Raw genomic sequence first — 18046 nt, 5'->3', positions numbered from 1 at the left:
AAGAGTTTTGCAATTTCCTTCGAAGGAAATTGTCAGTGCAAGGGGCGGATGGGGTCGCGGTTGCAGAAGATCACGACCTGACCCGCGTTCTCGACGGCCCGGAAGCCCCGGCGCTCGATCTCGTGCAGGAACCGCGTGCGCCCGACGATCCGGTCGACATCCCGAAGGCTGCGCCGGACGATTCCGCCGGATGCGGCGGCGCGGGAGGCGAAAAGCTGGCAGAGCCAGCGCTCGGCGCTGATCTCGACGGGCAGGGTGGTCATGGCCCGATCGAAGCAGCGTTAGGTTAACGATCCATGAACCGCCGCAGCACGAACACCCGGATCGCCGAGGCGAGCCCGACATCGCCGCGCCCCTCGTCGATCTCGGCGGCGAGGCCGTTGATGGTCTTGCCCTCGGCGCCGGCGATGTCGCGGAAGGCCCGCCAGAACACGTCCTCGAGCGAGACGCTGGTGCGGTGGCCCCTGAGCGTCAGCGAGCGCTTGACCGGCCGGCCGTCACTCATCGTCGCGGCGATGCCCGTCGAGCCGCTTTGCCGTCGCCTCGGCCTCTGCGCGCTCGCGCGCCTTCTCGGCCTTGCTGCGGCCGAACTTCGCGGCGTTGGCGTCGGCGCGGGCCTTCTTCTCGGCCCGCGCCTTCTGTTTGCGAACCTGGTTGAGGTTCACCGGCTTCATTTCGGCCCGATCATCTCCTCGGGGCGCACCACGCGCTCGAAGGTCTCGGCGTCGACGAAGCCGAGGGCGATCGCCTCTTCCTTCAGCGTCGTGCCGTTCTTGTGCGCGGTCTTGGCGACCGTGGTGGCGTTGTCGTAGCCGATGGTCGGCGCCAGCGCGGTGACCAGCATCAGGCTTTCGCGCATCAGCTTGTCGATCCGTTCCTCGTTGGCCGCGATACCCGAGACGCAGTTGTCGGTGAAGGCCACTGCCGCGTCGCCCAGAAGCTGCATCGACTGCAGCACGTTGTAGGCCATCATCGGCTTGTAGACGTTGAGCTCGAAATGGCCCTGGCTGCCGGCGAAGCCCACCGCCGCGTCGTTGCCGAAGACATGGGCGCAGACCTGGGTCAGCGCCTCGCACTGGGTCGGGTTGACCTTGCCGGGCATGATCGAGGAGCCGGGCTCGTTCTCGGGCAGCATCAGCTCTCCGAGGCCGCAGCGCGGGCCGGAGCCCAAGAGGCGGATGTCGTTGGCGATCTTGAACAGCGAGCCCGCGACCACGCGCAGCGCGCCCGACATCTCGACCATCGCGTCATGCGCGGCCAGCGCCTCGAACTTGTTGGGCGCGGTGACGAAGGGCAGGCCGGTGATCTCGGCCATGTTCCTGGCGACGGTCTCGCCCCAGCCCATGGGCGTGTTCAGCCCGGTGCCGACGGCGGTGCCGCCCTGCGCCAGCTCGTGGATGCGGGGCAGGGCGCCCTTGATGCGCTCGATGCCCATCGCGACCTGGTGGGCGTAGCCGCCGAATTCCTGGCCCAGCGTCAGCGGCGTCGCGTCCATGGTGTGGGTGCGGCCGATCTTGATGATGTCCTTGAAGGCCTCGGCCTTCTCGACCAGCGCGGCGTGCAGCTTCTCGAGCCCCGGCAGGGTCACGTCGCGCGCGGTGGTCGCCACGGCGATGTGCATCGCGGTCGGGAAGGTGTCGTTCGAGGACTGGCCCATGTTGCAGTGGTCGTTCGGGTGCACCGGCGACTTGGAGCCCATCTCGCCGCCGAGGATCTCGATCGCGCGGTTGGCGATCACCTCGTTGGCGTTCATATTGGACTGGGTGCCCGAGCCGGTCTGCCAAACCACCAGCGGGAAGTGATCATCGAGCTGGCCGGCCACGACCTCGGAGGCGGCCTTGATCATCGCGTCGGCGATCTCGGGCTCGATCTTGCCGCGCGCCTTGTTGGCCTGCGCGCAGGCCTGCTTGATCACGCCGAGCGCCCGCACGATCGCCACGGGCTGCTTTTCCCAGCCGATCGGGAAGTTCTGGATCGAGCGCTGCGTCTGCGCGCCCCAATACCGACCGGAAGGCACCTCGAGCGGGCCGAAGCTGTCGGTTTCGGTGCGGGTCTGGGTCATCGCGGTCTCCCTGGTATGCCGTCGCATGCCATCTACCGCGCCGCCCCGCGCCGGGGCAATTCCCTATTTGCGGAAGCTGTCGAGGCTGACGACCTGCGCCTCGCCCTTCTTGGGCTCGTCGTCCTCGGGCTCGGCCATCTCCTGCATCGGCGCCTCCTCGGTGTCCTCGTCCTCCTGCGTCTCGAAGCGCAGGCCGAACTCGACCGAGGGGTCCACGAAGGTGCGGATCGCGTCGTAGGGGATGTAGAGACCTTCGGGGCTGTCGCCGAAGTTCAGCGTCACCGAGAATCCCTCGTCCGTCACCGCGAGGTTGTCGAACCAGTGCTGCAGCACGATGGTCATCTCGCCCGGGTAGCGGTCCGACAGCCAGTCCGCGATCTCGACGTCGGGATGCATGGTGTCGAAGGTGATGAAGAAGTGGTGCTTGCCGGGCAGGCCCTCCTCGGCGACGCGGGCCAGCACCTCCTGGATCAGCCCGCGCATCGCGCGATGCATCAGGTTGCCGTAATCGATGGTCCGGTCCGAATTGCGTGTCACGTAGCGTCACCCTCAGAAGTCGCGATCAGCATAAGGGATTCGAGGCGGGATGAAAGGGGGTCCCGGGGGGCGCGGGCGCGCCGGCTCAGGGCGGTGTGGCCTGGCCGACCACGCGGACCAGCTCGCGCCGGAGCTTGGCCTTGATCGCGCGGGGGTAGTCGCGATGCGCCCGCGCGGTCATCACGAAGCCGTCGCGGCTGACCAGTCGCCGGGCGTAGAACTGGCTGATCGCCACCCCCATGCTCTCGATCGCGATGCCGTTGACGGTGACGCCCTCGAGCTCGGCGCGCCGGCGCGCCGTCTCGACGTCGCCGCCGTCATTGGGCGTGCCGTCGCCCGAGATGTCGATCACCTTGCGGTGGCAGACCGGGCCGGCGGCGATCAGGTCGAGCGCGGCCTCGATCGCCTCGGCCGGCGCGGTGCCGCCCAGCGTGAAGGCGCGCGGCGTGGCGCGCACCTCGGCGGCGAAGCGCGCCAGCGTGGCGCGGTCCTGCATCGAGGTCCATGGGGTGGTGACGCGCTGCTGCGAGGAGGCCGACCATTGCAGCACCGTCATCGACACCTTGCCGACGGTCGCGGCCTCGATCACCATCGGGTCGGCCAGCGCGTCGGCCAGCCCGTCCACCTGCAGCCGGTATTCGGCCTCGTCGACCGAGTTCGACACGTCGATCGCCAGCACGAGCGCGGTGTCGCAGGCCGCGACGGCGGTAGGGACACTGGCAATCCACAAGGCGAGGGCGAAGGGCCGGGCCATGACCCATGCTGCCCCAGCGTCACCGTCCGGGGCAAGCGTTGCGGTTCGCGCCTCACGCGATCGGCATGAACGGGCCGGTACGGTTCGGGAAAGAGGGGGGAAGTGCAGGCTTCTGTTGCCAGGTGCCTGCGAACCCCGCCTTACGCGGCTAGGCGCAAGGACTTAAGTTTCGGCGGACCGAGACTGCTTAGGCAGCCACAGCCATTGCCGGAGCACGGTTGTCGTTGGCAACTGTACATTTCGGACCGATAACGGTGGTACCTCACCGGGACAAAGCCACTCCTTTACACGTTCGTCGATCCTGTTTCGGCCCCATCTGCCCCCAACGAGGGATGTTTGGTGGAGCCGCCGGGTACCGCCCCCGGGTCCGATCCGCTTATTACGAGCGCGTTTATGCCCATAGTTCCCGAAGGAACATGCCGAATATAGGCGGGACGGCGGGGCTTGAAAAGGGGCGGCGCCGCGGAAAGCGGGCGCAATCGGCGCTCAGAACAGCCCGACCGCGCCCTGCGCCCAGACGAGGCCGAGGGCGGCGGCCAGCCCGGCGGACACCGCGATGCGAAACCGGCGGGACCGGCCGCGCACCAGCCGGGCCTGCAGCCCGATCGCCGCCGTCAGGATCGCCGCCGCGAGCGCGAAGTCGGCCGGCGACCAGCGCACCGCCGGCGTCATCTGCATCGCCAGGAAAGGCACCGCCAGCAGCGCAGGCATGATGCCGAGCCGCCACCGCCAGCCGCGCGCCGCGTCTCCGGATCCATCCGGGGTCATGACCGCCTCCCTTGGGGTTGCCGCGGGGACAAGGTAACGCGACGCCCGTTCCCGGTCACGCCGGAACGGCAGAGGGCGGGCCGATGGCCCGCCCTCCGGTTTGCTCGCGAGGTGGCGCGGCTCAGAAGCCGGCCTTGATCATCTCGAAGGTCTCGGCGTGGCGTTCGCGCAGGTCGTTGGAGATCGGCAGCTGGGCCAGCACCGGCACATCGATCTTCTCGAGCCCCGAGGCCCTGAGCGTCTCCTCGTCGATCTCGCCCAGCGCCGCGGCGTTGGCGGTGCCGAAGCCGGCCTCGAGCAGCGGCATCGCCGCCTGCGGCCCGAGGATCGCGTTGACGTAGTCGTAGGCCTTGTCCTCCGAGCCCGGCGCGTCCTTCATGTTGACGTAGCCGCACAGCCACAGCGAGGAGCCTTCCTCGGTCTCGCGCTCGAAGCCGATCGGGCGGCCTTCCTCGACCATGGTCGGGTAGGTCTCGTTCCAGGCCCAGCTCACCAGCACCTCGCCGGTGGCCATCAGCTGGCTCAGCTCGGCCGGGTCGACCCAGTAGGTGCGCAGGTTCGGGTGCACCTCGCGCAGCCAGGCCGCCGCCGCCTCGAACTGCTCGTCCGTGGCCTCGGTCCAGTCGGTGGTGCCGGTCGCGAGATAGGCCAGCGCGAAGGCGTCGTCGACGTTGTCCGGCAGCGCCATGCGGCCGGCGAACTTCGGATCCTTGAAGACCTGCAGCGACGCGACGTCGTCCTCGGTGACCTCCTCGGGGTTGTAGGCGATCGCGGTCGAGCCGAAGTCGGTCGGCATGAAGAAGACCTCCTCGGTGGCCGCGCCGATGTCGGTGCCGGTGAGGTCCTGGTTCAGGTCGGCCCAAGCGTCGATCCGTGTGGTGTCCCAAGGCTCGATCAGCCCGCTCTCGGCCCATTTGGTGACCGAGCCCGCGCAGATGTGGGTGACGTCGGCCTGGAAGCCCGAGCGCAGCTTCTGGAACGCCTCCTCCTCGTCGCCGAAGAAGGAGAAGGTCGGGCCGGTGCCGTGCTTCTCCACATAGGCGGGGTGGAACCCGGGCACCTCGAAGCCGGGATAGTCGAGCACGGTCAGCTCGGAATCCTGCGCCGCGGCGGCGCTGGCGAGGGCGGCGAGAGAGGCGGCGCCGAGAAGGCGGAGATGGATCATCGATGGTCTCCCTGTGGTGGCGCGACGGGCGCGCGGCAAGGCGACCGTAGAAGCGGCCCCGCGCCGCATCAAGGCCCGTCGCGCGCCGCCGATTGCATCCCGCAACCAGACGTGCCTCACTGCCCGCGACGCAGCCAAGGCCCTAAGGAGGACGCCCATGTTCAAGGCGCTCGTGGTGGAGAAGGACGAGGACGGCGCGACCCGCGCCGAGGTGCAGGAGGTCGACGAGGCCCGCCTGCCGGAGGGCGACGTCACGGTCGCGGTCGAGTACTCGACGCTGAACTACAAGGACGGACTCTGCATCGGCCCCGGCGGCGGGCTCGTGCGCCAATACCCGCACGTGCCGGGGGTGGATTTCGCCGGCACGGTCGAGGCCTCGGACGATCCGCGCTACTCGCCGGGCGACAAGGTGGTGCTGACCGGCTGGCGCGTGGGCGAGACGCATTGGGGCGGCTACGCGCAGAAGGCGCGGGTCAAGGCCGACTGGCTGGTGCCGCTGCCAGACGCGCTGTCGACCCGCGACGCGATGGCGGTGGGCACCGCCGGTCTGACCGCGATGCTGGCGCTGATGGCGCTCGAGGCGCACGGGCTCGAGCCGGGGCAGGGGCCGGTGCTGGTCACCGGCGCGTCCGGCGGCGTCGGCTCGGTCGCGACCGCGCTTCTGGCCTCGAACGGCTACGAGGTCGCCGCCGTCACCGGCCGGCCCGAGACCGAGGACTACCTGCGCGATCTCGGCGCGAGCCGCATCGTGCCGCGCGCCGACCTGGCCGAGACGGTGAAGAAGCCGCTCGAGAGCGAGGTCTGGGCCGGCTGCATCGACGCGGTGGGCGGGCCGATGCTGGCGCGGCTCCTGGGGCAAGTGAAGGCGCGCGGCTCGGTCGCGGCGGTGGGCCTCGCCGGCGGCACCGAGCTGCCGGCCAAGGTCACGCCGTTCCTGCTGCGCGGGGTCAACCTGCTGGGCATCGACAGCGTGACCGAGCCCTATGACGCGCGGGCCCGGGCCTGGGACCGGATCGCGGCGGAGCTGCCGATGGACAAGCTGCGCGCGATGATCCGGCCCGCGCGCCTCGACGACCTGCCGGGTCTCGGGGCCGAGATCCTCAAGGGCCAGGTCCGCGGCCGGGTGGTGGTCGACGTCAACGGCTGACGGCGCGGCGCGTCATCCCGCAGGGGGCGCGATCCGGCCAGTCGGGTCGCGTTCCGTGCAAGACTATGCGAAGGGCACGTTTTCTTGACCTTCCCCCCCGGGGGCTAGGTCGTCGTGAAACAGCTAGCATGGGGGTGACGATGACGACGCCGGACACCGATCCAGACGCGGCAGACGCCACGCGTCTCATAGACGAGACCGACTACGAGGTCGGACAGGACAACATCCAGACGCAGATCGGGCCCTTCGGGCTCGACATCCACAACCCGGTCTTCCTGATCGCCGGGCTGGGCATCGTGGCCTTCGTGATCGGCACGCTGATGGTGCCCGACCAGGCCACCGCGCTGTTCGAGAGCGTGCGCGACTGGCTGACCGCGAACTTCAGCTGGTTCTTCATCCTCGGCGGCAACATCTTCGTGCTGTTCGGGCTGCTGCTGATCGTCACGCCGCTCGGCTCGGTGCGGCTCGGCGGCGAGAGCGCCACCCCCGATTTCGGCTATGCCGGCTGGTTCGCGATGCTGTTCGCCGCCGGCATGGGCATCGGCCTGATGTTCTACGGCGTCTCCGAGCCGCTGTCGCATTTCTCGACCTCCGTGGCCGAGCAGGCCGGCACGCCGGAAAGCTGGGCGCCGCTGGCCGGCGCGCCGGGCGACCCCGAGCAGGCGCGGATGCTGGGCATGGCCGCCACCATCTACCACTGGGGCCTGCACCCTTGGGCGATGTACGCGGTGGTGGCGCTGGCGCTGGCGCTGTTCTCCTACAACCAGGGCCTGCCGCTCTCGATCCGCTCGGCCTTCTACCCGCTGCTGGGCGAGCGCGTCTGGGGCTGGAGCGGCCACGTGATCGACGTGCTCGCGGTCTTCGCGACGCTGTTCGGCCTCGCCACCTCGCTGGGCTTCGGCGCCGAGCAGGCGGTCGCGGGCATGGACTACCTGTTCGGGGTGGGCGACACCGCCGAGCAGACGCGGCAGGTGTTCGGCTTCAGCTACAACAACCCGCTGCTCGACCCCGAGGGCAACGAGGTCGGCCGCACCGGCGCGGGCATCAAGATCGTGCTGATCCTCGCCATCACCGCGATCGCGCTGGTTTCGGTCATGGCCGGTCTCGACGGCGGCGTGAAGCGCGCCTCCGAGATCAACATGTTCCTCGCCTTCATGCTGCTGCTCTTCGTGCTCTTCGTTGGCCCGACCGGCACCATCATCTCGACCTTCTTCGGGTCGCTCTGGGCCTACATCGTCAACTTCCCGGCGCTGAGCCAGCCCTTCGGCCGCGAGGACGCGAACTTCAGCCAGGGCTGGACCGCCTTCTACTGGGCCTGGTGGATCAGCTGGTCGCCCTTCGTCGGCATGTTCATCGCCCGCGTCTCGCGCGGCCGCACGGTGCGCGAGTTCATGATCGCCGTGCTCCTCGTGCCCTCGCTGGTCTGCGTGCTGTGGATGAGCGTGTTCGGCGGCACCGCGATCACCCAGGTGGTGCAGGACGGCTTCCGCGGCGCGGCCGAGGCGGCGCTGCCGGTGCAGCTGTTCGAGATGCTGAGCCAGCTGCCGCTGGCGACCATCACCTCGCTGATCGGCATCGTGCTGGTGATCGTGTTCTTCGTCACCTCGTCTGACTCGGGCTCGCTGGTGATCGACACCATTACCGCCGGCGGCAAGACCGACGGTCCGCTGCCGCAGCGGGTGTTCTGGTGCATCTTCGAGGGCCTCGTCGCGATCGCGCTTCTGCTGGGCGGCGGTCTCGCGGCGCTGCAGGCGATGGCGGTGGCCACCGGCTTCCCCTTCGCCATGGTGCTCCTGGTGATGTGCGTGGCGATCTTCATGGCGCTGCGCAACGAGCGCAAGAACCCGGTGCCCTGACCGGCAGGGCGGCCCGCCGCGCGGCGGGCCGCCACCACCTTGCAGGACCGTGCCGCATTGCGGCGAAAGGCCGGGAGACCGGCCTTTCTCGTTTTCATGACGCGCCGGGATGCGCGCCATGATGCTCTCGCCGACCCTGTCCGCCGGCGGCTTCGGCCTTCTCTCCGCTTGAGGCCAGAGCCTGACGCGCCTCTCGCTGGCCGCGCTTGTCCAAGGCCTCGTCCGGCAGCTGCTGCCTCGCACAGTCGACGTCGCGGCCGACTTGATCCGCCGGGCGCGGCGCTAGCTCTCGGGGCGCGTTGCACGAGGAAAGGCCCCGATGACCGCACCGATCCTGCTCTGGTTCCGCCGCGACCTGCGGCTCTGCGACCACCCGATGTTGGCGGAGGCGGTCGAGACCGGCGCGCCGCTGATCCCGGTCTTCCTGCATGACGAGGTGGTCGAGGGGCAGGGCGCCGCGCCGCGCTTCCGGCTCGGGCTGTCGGTCGAGAGCTTCGCGAAGGATCTCGACGCGATCGGCTCGAAGCTGGTGCTGCGCCGCGGCCGGGCGCTGGGCGCGCTGCGCGAGCTTGCGCAGCAGACCGGTGCGCGGGCGGTGTGGTGGAGCCGGGCCTACGACCCCGATGCGCGGGCGCGCGACGAGGAGGTGATGGCCGGGCTCGACGCCGAGGGCATCGAGACGCGCGACTTCGAGGGCCACCTGCTGTTCGAGCCGGAGAGCGTCGAGACCCAGACGGGCGGCTTCTACAAGGTCTACACGCCCTACTGGAAGGCGGTGCGCGGCCGCGATCCGGGCGCGCCGCTGCCCGCGCCGGCCAAGCTGCCCGCGCCCGAGAGCTGGCCCGAGAGCGCCCGTCTCGCGGACTGGCAGATGGCGCGCGACATGCGGCGTGGCGCCGAGATCGTCGCCAGGCACGTCACCGTCGGCGAGCGGGCGGCGCGGGCGCGGCTCGACCGCTTCGTGGCCGAGCGGATCGAGGATTATGCCGTCGCCCGCGACCGGCCCGACATCGACGGCACCTCCGGGCTGTCGGAGAACCTGACCTATGGCGAGATCTCGCCGCGCGCCTGCTACGCCGCCGGACTGGCGGCGCGCGATGACGGCAAGGACGGGGCGGGCGACTTCCTCAAGGAGCTGGTCTGGCGCGAGTTCGCCTACCACCTGCTGCACCACACGCCGCGCCTCGCCAGCCGCAACTGGCGCGCCGAATGGGACGGGTTTTCCTGGTCCGAGGACGGCGAAAGCGACGCCGCCACCGCCTGGAAGCGCGGCCGCACCGGCATGCAATTCGTCGATGCCGCCATGCGCGAGATGTACGTGACGGGGCGGATGCACAACCGCGCGCGGATGATCGTCGGCTCCTACCTCACCAAGCACCTGCTGACGCATTGGAAGATCGGGCAGGACTGGTTCGCCGATTGCCTGATCGACTGGGATCCGGCCAGCAACGCGCTGGGCTGGCAGTGGATCGCGGGCTCCGGCCCCGATGCCACGCCCTATTTCAGGGTCTTCAACCCCGAGACCCAGCTTTCGAAGTTCGACCCCGAGGGCGCCTACCGGACAGCCTGGATCGCCGAAGGGCAGGCGGACCCGCCCGAGACCGCGCGCGACTACTTCCGCGCCGTGCCGCAAAGCTGGGGGCTGGACCCGGACGCGGCCTACCCCGAGCCCGTCGTCACCGCCGCCGAGGGGCGCGAGCGCGCGCTCGCCGCCTATGGCGAATTGCGTGGCCGGCCTTGAACTTGCGCGCCTGAAGCCGTGACAATGCCATAACGTCGAGTAAGCTGGTCAACGGCAGCGAGTGGGAGGCACAACCATGATCCTCACCGGCACCGAGGGCCAGAGTGATCTGCCGCGCTATTTTCCGCAGGTCTTCGACGCCGTGCGGTCGATCCCGCGCGGCCGGCTCGACATCACCCTGCCGGACGGCCGCGTGTTTCGCGGCGAGGGGGCCGCGCCGGGCTATGTCGCGGCCGTCGAGGTCCACCACCCCGACGCCTTCGCCCGGCTGATCCGCGAGGGCGATCTGGGCTTTTCGGAGGCCTACATGGAAGGCTGGTGGTCGACGCCCGACCTGATGGCCTTCATGGACCTGATCCATGACGACGCCGACCAGCTCTTCGACGGCTTTCCCGGGCAGGGGCTGGTGCGCGCCTACGAGAAGCTGCGTTTCTGGCTGCATTCCAACACCCGGCGCCAGGCCCGCCGCAACATCAGCTACCACTACGATCTGGGCAACGAGTTCTACCGGCTCTGGCTCGACGAGACGATGACCTATTCCTCGGCGCTGTTCGACGGCGGCCAGCAGAGCCTCGAGGCGGCGCAGCGCCGCAAGTACGAAAGCCTGATCGACGCGATGGCGGTGCGGCCGGACGACCACGTGCTCGAGATCGGCTGCGGCTGGGGGGGCTTTGCCGAATACGCGGCGCGCGAGCGCGGGCTGCGCGTCACCGGGCTGACCATCAGCCGCGAGCAGTTCGACTACGCGCAGCGCCGCATCGCGAAGGCCGGGCTTTCGGAGCGGGTGACATTGAAGCTGCAGGACTACCGCGACGAGCGCGGCCGCTACGACGGCATCGCCTCGATCGAGATGTTCGAGGCGGTGGGCGAACGCTACTGGCCGGTCTTCTTCGACCGGGTGCGCGACTGCCTCGCCCCCGGCCGCAACGCGACATTGCAGATCATCACCTTGCCAGACCATCGCTTCGCGCAGTATCGCAAGGGGGTGGATTTCATTCAGAAATACATCTTTCCGGGCGGGATGCTGCCCAGCCCCTCGGTGCTGCGCGCGCTGACGGAGACGGCCGGGCTGCGTTTCGCCGGCTCCGTCACCTTCGGCGAAAGCTATTCGCGCACGCTGCGCCAGTGGCACGAGACCTTCAACGCGCGCTGGGACGAGGTAACCCGTCTCGGCTTCGACGACCGGTTCCGCCGCATGTGGAACTTCTATCTTTGCGCCTGCGCCGGGACGTTCCGGGGGGGCAATTGCGACGTCGCGCAGTTCACCGTGACGCGCCCCGCCTGACCTGGGAGAGACCTCGATGCCCACCGCCTCCAAGCTCAGCGCCGCGCTGCTCTTCGCCGCGCTGGCCTATCTCGCCTCGCTGGTCGGCCTGCGGCTGCTGCACGGGGAGCTGCCCGCGGGGCGCATCCCCGAGATCAACGCCGGGATCGGCCTGCTGATCGGCTGGTTCTTCGTCGGCCGCCGGGTCGGGGGCGGGCTGCGGATGGGGGCGAGCAACGGCCTGACGGCGACGATACTGGGGCTGGCTCTGGTGCTGGTGCTGCATGGCCTGCTGCATGTGCTGCGGCTGTCGATGCGGCTGAACCTGCGCGACCCGATGGAGGCGGTCGAGACGCTGATCGAGTTCACGGTGCTCAACGCCGTCAAGCTCGCCACGCCGTCGATGGCGATGCTGCTGATCCTGGGCGGCGCGCTGATCGGCACGATGGTCGAGCTGGTCTCGCGGCGCGCCTCGTGAGCCGTCCGGTCTTCCTCTACGGCCCGCTCGCCCATCCGCCGCTGCGCGCGGCCTTCGGCGCGATGCCCGATGACGCCCGCGCGGCGTGGCTGTCGGGGCACGGGCTGCGATGCGCGGCGTCGGGCGACGAGGGCGCGCCGCCGCTGCTCGTGGCCGCGCCGGGGGAGGCGGTGGAGGGCCTGCTGCTGCCCGACCCGGAGCCGGACCTTGCGGCCCGGATCGGCGCCTATGGCACGGCGCTCGGGCTCGAGCCCTGCGAGGTCGTGGTCGAAAGCGGGGCGCAGGCGGGGCGCGCGGCGCTGAGCTGGCGGGCGCGCGGCCGGGCCGAAGGGGCATGGGACGTCGAGGAGTGGGCGCGGCGCGACGGCGCGATGGCGGCGCTGGTGGCCGAGGAGATCCTGTCGCTCGACCCGGTGCCGGGGCCGGACGACACGGCGCGGCAGATGCCGATGATGCGCAGCCGCGCCGCCGCGCGGCTGCGCGCGGCCAGCACGCCGGCCCCGGCCCGGCTGCGCCACGACCCGCTGCCGGGGCAGTGGCGGCTCGAGCCGGCGGCGGCGCTGTCGGGCGGGTTCTTCCGGCTGGCGCAGATGCGGATGTCGCATCACCGCTTCGACGGCGGCGAGAACGCGGATCTGCGGCGCGAGGTGCTGGTGGGCATCGATGCTGCGCTGGTGCTGGCCTACGACCCGGCGCGCGACCGGGTGCTCCTGGTCGAGCAGTTCCGCGCCGGACCGGCGCGGCGCGGCTCGCGCAACCCCTGGATCCTGGAGCCGGTGGCCGGCATCGTCGATGCCGGCGAGACCCCGATCGAGGCCGGAAGGCGCGAGGGCCGGGAGGAGGCCGGGCTGGTGCTGTCGCGGCTCGAGCCGATCTTTTCGGGCTATCCCTCGCCGGGCTCGAGCACCGACTTCTTCCACTGCTTCCTCGCCGTCGCGGAGCTGCCGCAGCAGGGCCCCTGGGCCGGCGGGCTCGAGGCCGAGCACGAGGACCTGCGGCTGCACGTGGTCGCGCTCGATCTCGCGCTCGAGATGATCGGCGCGGGCGAGATCGACGCGCTGCCGCTGATCGCGATGCTCTACTGGCTGCACGCCAACCGTGCGCGGCTGCGCGCCGAGGCCGAGATCCCGGTCGCTTGAGTTCCGGGCCCGCGCTGCCTATGGCTTGGACGACACGAGGAAAGGCCGCCCCATGGACATCAAATCCGATCTCGCCGCCGCCGTCGGCAACACCCCCCTGATCCGGCTGCGCGCCGCCTCCGAGGCGACTGGCTGCGAGATCCTGGGCAAGGCGGAGTTCCTGAACCCCGGCCAGTCGGTCAAGGACCGCGCCGCGCTGTGGATCATCCGCGACGCCATCGCCAAGGGCCAGCTCAAGCCCGGCGGCACCATCGTCGAGGGCACCGCCGGCAACACCGGCATCGGCCTGGCGCTGGTCGGCGCCTCGATGGGCTTCAAGACGGTGATCGTGATCCCCGAGACCCAGAGCCAGGAAAAGAAGGACATGCTGCGGCTCGCCGGGGCCGAGCTGGTGCAGGTGCCCGCCGCGCCCTACCGCAACCCCAACAACTACGTGCGCTACTCCGGCCGGCTGGCCGAGGAGCTGGCCAAGACCACGCCCGAGGGCGTGATCTGGGCCAACCAGTTCGACAACGTCGCGAACCGGCAGGCGCATGTCGAGAGCACCGGCCCCGAGATCTGGGAGCAGACCGGCGGCAAGGTGGACGGCTTCATCTGCGCGGTGGGTTCGGGCGGTACGCTCGCCGGCGTCGCCGAGGCGCTGCAGCCCAAGGGCGTGAAGATCGGCCTCGCCGACCCCGAGGGCGCGGCGCTGCACATCTTCTACACCACGGGCGAGCTGAAATCCGAGGGCGATTCGATCACCGAGGGCATCGGGCAGGGGCGGATCACCGCCAATCTCGAGGGCTTCACCCCCGATTTCAGCTACAAGATCCCCGACAGCGAGGCGCTGCCGATCGTGTTCGACCTCCTGAAGCAGGAGGGGCTGTGCCTCGGCGGATCGTCGGGCATCAACATCGCCGGCGCGATCCGCCTGGCGCGCGAGCTGGGGCCGGGCCACACCATCGTGACGATCCTGTGCGACTACGGCAATCGCTACCAGTCGAAGCTGTTCAACCCGGACTTCCTGAAGACCAAGGGGCTGCCGGTGCCGGGCTGGCTCGACCGCGGGCCCTCCTCGATCCCGGGCGTCTTCGAGGACGCATGACGGGGCGGGCCCGGGCGGGCCGCGCCGTCTCGCGCGCCGGGCGCCTCGCGCTCTGGCTCGTGCTTTTGGGCTGGGCCGGCCTGGCCGCGGCGCAGGGCATCGCCCCCGCGCCGGGCGGGCTGTTCGACGCCCCGGCCGAGCAGGAGACCGAGCCGGCGGCGGAGCAGGGGGCGGAGGGCGAGGCCGAGGCCCAGCCCGCCGAGGACGCCGCGCCCGAGCCTGAGGCTGAACCCGAGCCGGAACCCGCGCCGCGGCTTACCCCGGCCGAGGCCTATGGCCCCTACCGGCCGGGCGATCTGCCCGGCACGGCACCGCTGTCGCAGGCGCTGGAGCAGGAGGGCCTGGACTGGGCCCGCTGGGAGCGCACCGCCGCGCGCAGCGAGGCGCTGTCGGAGCGCGGCAGCGGCTCCGATTTCGCGATGCAGAGGCTGCGCGAGGAGCTGGTGATCTGGCGCGACAGGTTCCAGCGCGCCCGCGGCGCCAACGCCGCGCGCATCTCCACCGTCGAGGCGCAGATCGCGGCCCTCGGCCCGCCGCCCGAGGACGGTGAGGAGGACGCCTCGATCGCCGAGCGTCGCGCCGCGCTGAGCGCGCAGCTGACCCGGCTGCGCGCGCCGGTGCGGCTGGCCGACGAGGCCTATGCCCATGCCGACGGCCTGATCCGCGAGATCGACCGGCTGATCCGCGAACGACGCGGCCGCGCGCTCGGCAATCGCGGGCCGACCCCGCTCAACCCCGCGCATTGGCCCGAGGCGGCGGGCGTGCTGTTCGACCGCCTCGCCGCGCTGCGGGCCGATCTCTGGGCCGGCTGGAGCGCGGCCGCCCGGCAGGACGTGCTGCGCGCCCGGCTGGCCGAGGTGCTGTTCCTGGGGCTCGCCGGCGGGCTGATGATGCGCGCCGGCTTCTGGGCCCGGCAGCTGCGCCGGCGCGTGCTCGAGGCCGACCGGCTCGGCGCGCGGGCGATGGCCTTCGGCGTCTCTCTGGGCCAGTTCCTTCTGCCCTTCGCCGGGCTGGTGCTGGTGGCGCGCGGGCTCGACCTGACCGGGCTCGACGGGCGCCGGGTCTCGGCGCTGTTGCAGACATTGCCGCTGGCGGGCCTGTCGGTGCTGCTGGCGCGCTGGATGGCGGGGCAGTTCTTCGGGCCGGAGGCGGCGCAGCCGATCGCCGGCATCGCGCCGGCGCGGCAGACCCGCGCCCGGGCCGAGCTGATGGTGCTGGGCTGGTCGCTCGCCGCGATGCAGATGCTCGCGGCGCTGATCTCGTCGGGCGACGCACCGGCCACCGCGCTGGCCGCACTGTCGCTGCCGATGCAGGTGGTGGTGGCGGCGCCGCTCTTCCTGCTCGGCCGCACGCTCGCGGGCGTCACCCGCGACGGCACGGCCGCGCCCGCGGCCGACGCGCCGCTCGCCGCCGAGCTGCCGCGCCGCGACAGCACCAGCCTGCGCCAGGGCCTTTTGTCGGTGCTGGGCAAGGTGGCGATGGTCGTGGCCGTGATCGCGCCGCTCCTGTCGGTGCTGGGCTACGCGGCGCTGTCGGACGCGCTCCTGATCCCGGCGGTGCAGACCATGTTCCTGATCGGCGTGCTGGTGATCCTGCAGCGCCTCGCCTTCGACATCTGGACCTTCGCCACCGGCTCCGAGGACCGGGCCCGCGCGGCGCTGGTGCCGGTGCTCCTGGGGCTGGTGCTGATCCTCGCGGCGCTGCCGCTCGGGGCGCTGATCTGGGGCGCCCGGCCCGAGGACCTGGCCGAGATCTGGACCCGCTTCCGCGAGGGCTATTCCTTCGGCGAGACGCGGCTGCAGCCGACCGACCTGCTGTGGCTGTTCCTCGTCTTCACCGTGGGCTACGCGCTGACGCGGATGATCCAGCGGGCGCTGCGCTCGGTCGTGCTGCCGCGCACGCGGCTCGATCTCGGCGGCCAGAACGCCATCGCGGTGGGCTTCGGCTATATCGGCATCACCACCGCGGCGATCCTCGCCATCACCTCGGCCGGGCTCGACCTGTCGAACCTCGCCATCGTCGCCGGTGCGCTCTCGGTCGGCATCGGTTTCGGCCTGCAGAACATCGTGTCGAACTTCGTCTCGGGCATCATCCTGCTGATCGAGCGGCCGATCTCGGAGGGCGACTGGATCGAGGTCGGTGGCCAGTCGGGCTACGTGCGCGACATCTCGGTGCGCTCGACCCGGATCGAGACCTTCGACCGCACCGACGTGATCGTGCCCAATGCCGACCTGGTCTCGAACCAGGTCACCAACTGGACCCGCGGCAACTCGGTCGGGCGGGTGATCGTGCCGGTACGCGTGGATTTCACCAGCGATCTCGGCCAGGTGCACGACATCCTGCAGGACATCGCCGAGAGCCATCCGCTGGTGCTCGCCAATCCCGAGCCGGCGGTGCTGTTCCGCAGCTTCGGCCCGGAGGGCTACGAGTTCGAGATCCGGGCGATCCTGCGCGACATCAACTTCGTCGTGGTGGTGCAGTCCGAGATGAACCACGAGATCGCGCAGCGCTTCCGCGCGGCGGGGATCAAGGTGCCCTATCCGCAGCGCGACCTGTGGCTCAAGAACGCCGGGGCATGGCGGGCGGCGGGCGGCGAGGGCGACGGCGAGGGCTAGCGCCGCACCGCCCGGTGCACCCGGCCGATCGCCGCCGCGGTCGGCGCCGAGATCTCGGGCTCGGGCAGCCCCTCGCGCGACAGAAGGATCGCGACCGGCCGCAGCGCCGGGATCTCGGAGCAGACGATCATCGCGGCCACGGTGATCGGAACCGACAGGAACATCCCCGGGATGCCCCAGACCGCGCCCCAGAAGGCGAGCGAGATGATGATGCCGAAGCTCGACAGCCTGAGCGCGCGGCCCATCATCATCGGGTCGAGCACGTTGCCGTTGACGAACTGGATGATGCCGGTGATCGCGAAGATCGCCGCCGTGATCCGGGCGTCGCCGAGTTGCACATAGGCCACCAGCGCCACCAGCAGCGTCGCCACGATCGAGCCGATGTTGGGGATGTAGTTCAGGATGAAGGTCAGGATGCCGAGCGCCACGGCGAGCTCGAGCCCGAACAGACCGGCCAGCGCCCAGACCATCACCCCGGTCATCAGCGAAACGATGGTTTTGACCAGCAGGTAGCGGTTCACCCGGCGGATGATCGAGCCGATGATCCGTCCGACCCGGTCGGCCTTGACCGGGTCGCCGGTGAAGTTGACGAGCTTGGTGGCGAACCAGACCCGTTCGGCGAAGAGGAAGCCCACGAAGAGGATCACCAGCACCGTGCCCTGCATGAGGTTGCCGGCCTGGCCCGCGAAGGCGCGCAGGTAGCCGCCCAGCTCGACCGTCCTGAGCGAGTTGAGCACCGCGGCCTCCGTGCTTTCGCCCAGCCACGAGAACAGCGCCGCGATCGCCTCGGGCGCGCGGTCGGCATAGCTCAGCGTCGTGACCAGCACGGTGTTGATCTGGTTCAGCACCACCGAGGTCAGCGTCAGCAGGATCGCCGCCAGCGCCACGAAGGCGGTGATCGAGGCGAGCCAGTTCGGGATGCCGACCGGCCCGATCCGGGCGCGGGCGATGAAGGAGATGGCGTCGCTCATCAGCGAGAAGATCACGATGGCCGTGGCCAGCGAGATCAGCAGGAAGCGCGCCTGCACCAGCAGGAACAGCACCACCGCGAAGGCGATGATGATCAGCGCCACCGCTTGCACGCGGTTCGGGTCGCCGGGCGCGCCGGAGCGGGCGGCGGGCAGGGCCGAGGGACGGGGCGGGGGGGTCATCGGGTCGGGTCGGGCTGGCTCTTCATGCCGCACACTATGCGCGAGCGCGCCGGGGGTCGCAATCTGCCCATGGCCCCCTTGCATTGCCCCGCCGCTCTCGCTAGTCAGCGCGCAACGGAGCGGTGGCCGAGTGGTCGAAGGCGCACGCCTGGAAAGTGTGTAGGCGGGAAACCGTCTCGAGGGTTCGAATCCCTCTCGCTCCGCCACATTTTATGCAGAAAAAACCTAGCAAGCATCTGAAGTGGTTTGGAAAATATCTGAGCCTTCTTACAGGTGTTTTTG

Annotated in this window: 17 protein-coding genes, 1 tRNA gene and 1 other RNA gene; 9 read left to right on the top strand and 10 right to left on the bottom strand. The window is 70.4% G+C overall.

The features are described 5' to 3' along the window. Positions 1-32: 32 nt before the first annotated feature. The 9 genes from BLT43_RS12115 to BLT43_RS12075 form a co-directional block, all read right to left on the bottom strand. On the bottom strand, positions 33-263 hold the full coding sequence (locus BLT43_RS12115) for an N-(5'-phosphoribosyl)anthranilate isomerase (RefSeq protein ID WP_090113221.1): 231 nt from the start codon (positions 261-263) through the stop codon (positions 33-35). Between the two features lie 23 nt (positions 264-286). After that, on the bottom strand, positions 287-505 hold the full coding sequence (locus BLT43_RS12110; protein ID WP_090113219.1) for a ribbon-helix-helix domain-containing protein: 219 nt from the start codon (positions 503-505) through the stop codon (positions 287-289). Then, complete coding sequence (locus tag BLT43_RS12105; RefSeq protein ID WP_090113217.1) at positions 498-674, bottom strand: DUF4169 family protein; 177 nt, start codon at positions 672-674, stop codon at positions 498-500. The genes BLT43_RS12110 and BLT43_RS12105 overlap by 8 nt, the downstream gene beginning before the upstream one ends. Next, a complete protein-coding gene (gene fumC / locus BLT43_RS12100) occupies positions 671-2062 on the bottom strand; it encodes a class II fumarate hydratase (RefSeq protein ID WP_090113215.1) in 1392 nt (463 codons plus the stop codon). The genes BLT43_RS12105 and fumC overlap by 4 nt, the downstream gene beginning before the upstream one ends. Positions 2063-2125: 63 nt before the next feature. Further along, positions 2126-2557: an SspB family protein gene (locus BLT43_RS12095; RefSeq protein WP_090113486.1), complete on the bottom strand. Its 432-nt coding sequence runs from the start codon at positions 2555-2557 to the stop codon at positions 2126-2128. 127 nt (positions 2558-2684) lie between these two features. Continuing rightward, on the bottom strand, positions 2685-3353 hold the full coding sequence (locus BLT43_RS12090) for a DUF1194 domain-containing protein (RefSeq protein ID WP_090113213.1): 669 nt from the start codon (positions 3351-3353) through the stop codon (positions 2685-2687). A gap of 101 nt (positions 3354-3454) precedes the next feature. Continuing rightward, positions 3455-3808, bottom strand: a transfer-messenger RNA (tmRNA) gene (ssrA, locus tag BLT43_RS12085). Positions 3809-3839: 31 nt separating this feature from the next. Beyond that, the gene (locus BLT43_RS12080; protein ID WP_090113211.1) at positions 3840-4121 is read right to left on the bottom strand and encodes a hypothetical protein; all 282 of its coding nucleotides are present in this window, start codon (positions 4119-4121) and stop codon (positions 3840-3842) included. Between the two features lie 121 nt (positions 4122-4242). Beyond that, positions 4243-5286 (bottom strand): ABC transporter substrate-binding protein, encoded by a 1044-nt coding sequence (locus tag BLT43_RS12075; RefSeq protein WP_090113209.1) that lies wholly within the window; start codon positions 5284-5286, stop codon positions 4243-4245. A 157-nt stretch (positions 5287-5443) separates the two neighbouring features. On the opposite strand from BLT43_RS12075, the gene BLT43_RS12070 reads away from it, so the two are divergent. The 8 genes from BLT43_RS12070 (at position 5444) to BLT43_RS19455 (ending at position 16613) form a co-directional block, all read left to right on the top strand. After that, complete coding sequence (locus BLT43_RS12070; protein ID WP_090113207.1) at positions 5444-6433, top strand: MDR family oxidoreductase; 990 nt, start codon at positions 5444-5446, stop codon at positions 6431-6433. Between the two features lie 140 nt (positions 6434-6573). Then, positions 6574-8289 carry a BCCT family transporter gene (locus tag BLT43_RS12065; protein WP_090113485.1) on the top strand — a complete coding sequence of 572 codons (1716 nt, stop codon included), beginning with the start codon at positions 6574-6576 and terminating at the stop codon, positions 8287-8289. A gap of 319 nt (positions 8290-8608) precedes the next feature. After that, a complete protein-coding gene (locus BLT43_RS12060; RefSeq protein ID WP_090113205.1) occupies positions 8609-10030 on the top strand; it encodes a cryptochrome/photolyase family protein in 1422 nt (473 codons plus the stop codon). Positions 10031-10106: 76 nt separating this feature from the next. Next, positions 10107-11315 carry an SAM-dependent methyltransferase gene (locus tag BLT43_RS12055; RefSeq protein WP_090113203.1) on the top strand — a complete coding sequence of 403 codons (1209 nt, stop codon included), beginning with the start codon at positions 10107-10109 and terminating at the stop codon, positions 11313-11315. 16 nt (positions 11316-11331) lie between these two features. Further along, on the top strand, positions 11332-11772 hold the full coding sequence (locus tag BLT43_RS12050; RefSeq protein ID WP_090113201.1) for a TrgA family protein: 441 nt from the start codon (positions 11332-11334) through the stop codon (positions 11770-11772). Beyond that, positions 11769-12911 (top strand): NUDIX domain-containing protein, encoded by a 1143-nt coding sequence (locus tag BLT43_RS12045; protein WP_090113199.1) that lies wholly within the window; start codon positions 11769-11771, stop codon positions 12909-12911. Before BLT43_RS12050 ends, BLT43_RS12045 begins: the two co-directional genes overlap by 4 nt. Positions 12912-12963: 52 nt before the next feature. Continuing rightward, on the top strand, positions 12964-13998 hold the full coding sequence (locus BLT43_RS12040; protein WP_090113197.1) for a cysteine synthase A: 1035 nt from the start codon (positions 12964-12966) through the stop codon (positions 13996-13998). Further along, positions 13995-16613: a DUF3772 domain-containing protein gene (locus BLT43_RS19455; RefSeq protein WP_090113196.1), complete on the top strand. Its 2619-nt coding sequence runs from the start codon at positions 13995-13997 to the stop codon at positions 16611-16613. The genes BLT43_RS12040 and BLT43_RS19455 overlap by 4 nt, the downstream gene beginning before the upstream one ends. Here the strand turns inward: BLT43_RS19455 and BLT43_RS12030 are convergent. Beyond that, positions 16610-17764, bottom strand: coding sequence for an AI-2E family transporter (locus tag BLT43_RS12030; RefSeq protein ID WP_242652290.1), 1155 nt, complete (start codon positions 17762-17764; stop codon positions 16610-16612). The two genes, BLT43_RS19455 and BLT43_RS12030, sit on opposite strands and share 4 nt — an antisense overlap. A gap of 116 nt (positions 17765-17880) precedes the next feature. Here BLT43_RS12030 and BLT43_RS12025 point away from each other — a divergent pair. Further along, positions 17881-17970 (top strand) — tRNA-Ser (locus BLT43_RS12025). The last annotated feature ends 76 nt before the right edge of the window (positions 17971-18046 follow it).

Source organism: Limimaricola pyoseonensis (assembly GCF_900102015.1).
Lineage (GTDB): Bacteria > Pseudomonadota > Alphaproteobacteria > Rhodobacterales > Rhodobacteraceae > Limimaricola > Limimaricola pyoseonensis.
The sequence above is the reverse complement of the archived record's forward strand: the minus strand, read 5'-3'. Positions and strand labels throughout refer to the sequence as shown.

Excerpts from the sequence above, each read along its gene's own strand:
- BLT43_RS12115 (WP_090113221.1), bottom strand. The coding sequence starts at position 263 with ATGACCACCCTGCCCGTCGAGATCAGCGCCGAGCGCTGGCTCTGCCAG.
- BLT43_RS12110 (WP_090113219.1), bottom strand. The coding sequence starts at position 505 with ATGAGTGACGGCCGGCCGGTCAAGCGCTCGCTGACGCTCAGGGGCCAC.
- BLT43_RS12105 (WP_090113217.1), bottom strand. The coding sequence starts at position 674 with ATGAAGCCGGTGAACCTCAACCAGGTTCGCAAACAGAAGGCGCGGGCC.
- fumC (WP_090113215.1), bottom strand. The coding sequence starts at position 2,062 with ATGACCCAGACCCGCACCGAAACCGACAGCTTCGGCCCGCTCGAGGTG.
- BLT43_RS12095 (WP_090113486.1), bottom strand. The coding sequence starts at position 2,557 with ATGCATCGCGCGATGCGCGGGCTGATCCAGGAGGTGCTGGCCCGCGTC.
- BLT43_RS12090 (WP_090113213.1), bottom strand. The coding sequence starts at position 3,353 with ATGGCCCGGCCCTTCGCCCTCGCCTTGTGGATTGCCAGTGTCCCTACC.
- BLT43_RS12080 (WP_090113211.1), bottom strand. The coding sequence starts at position 4,121 with ATGACCCCGGATGGATCCGGAGACGCGGCGCGCGGCTGGCGGTGGCGG.
- BLT43_RS12075 (WP_090113209.1), bottom strand. The coding sequence starts at position 5,286 with ATGATCCATCTCCGCCTTCTCGGCGCCGCCTCTCTCGCCGCCCTCGCC.
- BLT43_RS12070 (WP_090113207.1), top strand. The coding sequence starts at position 5,444 with ATGTTCAAGGCGCTCGTGGTGGAGAAGGACGAGGACGGCGCGACCCGC.
- BLT43_RS12065 (WP_090113485.1), top strand. The coding sequence starts at position 6,574 with ATGACGACGCCGGACACCGATCCAGACGCGGCAGACGCCACGCGTCTC.
- BLT43_RS12060 (WP_090113205.1), top strand. The coding sequence starts at position 8,609 with ATGACCGCACCGATCCTGCTCTGGTTCCGCCGCGACCTGCGGCTCTGC.
- BLT43_RS12055 (WP_090113203.1), top strand. The coding sequence starts at position 10,107 with ATGATCCTCACCGGCACCGAGGGCCAGAGTGATCTGCCGCGCTATTTT.
- BLT43_RS12050 (WP_090113201.1), top strand. The coding sequence starts at position 11,332 with ATGCCCACCGCCTCCAAGCTCAGCGCCGCGCTGCTCTTCGCCGCGCTG.
- BLT43_RS12040 (WP_090113197.1), top strand. The coding sequence starts at position 12,964 with ATGGACATCAAATCCGATCTCGCCGCCGCCGTCGGCAACACCCCCCTG.
- BLT43_RS19455 (WP_090113196.1), top strand. The coding sequence starts at position 13,995 with ATGACGGGGCGGGCCCGGGCGGGCCGCGCCGTCTCGCGCGCCGGGCGC.
- BLT43_RS12030 (WP_242652290.1), bottom strand. The coding sequence starts at position 17,764 with ATGACCCCCCCGCCCCGTCCCTCGGCCCTGCCCGCCGCCCGCTCCGGC.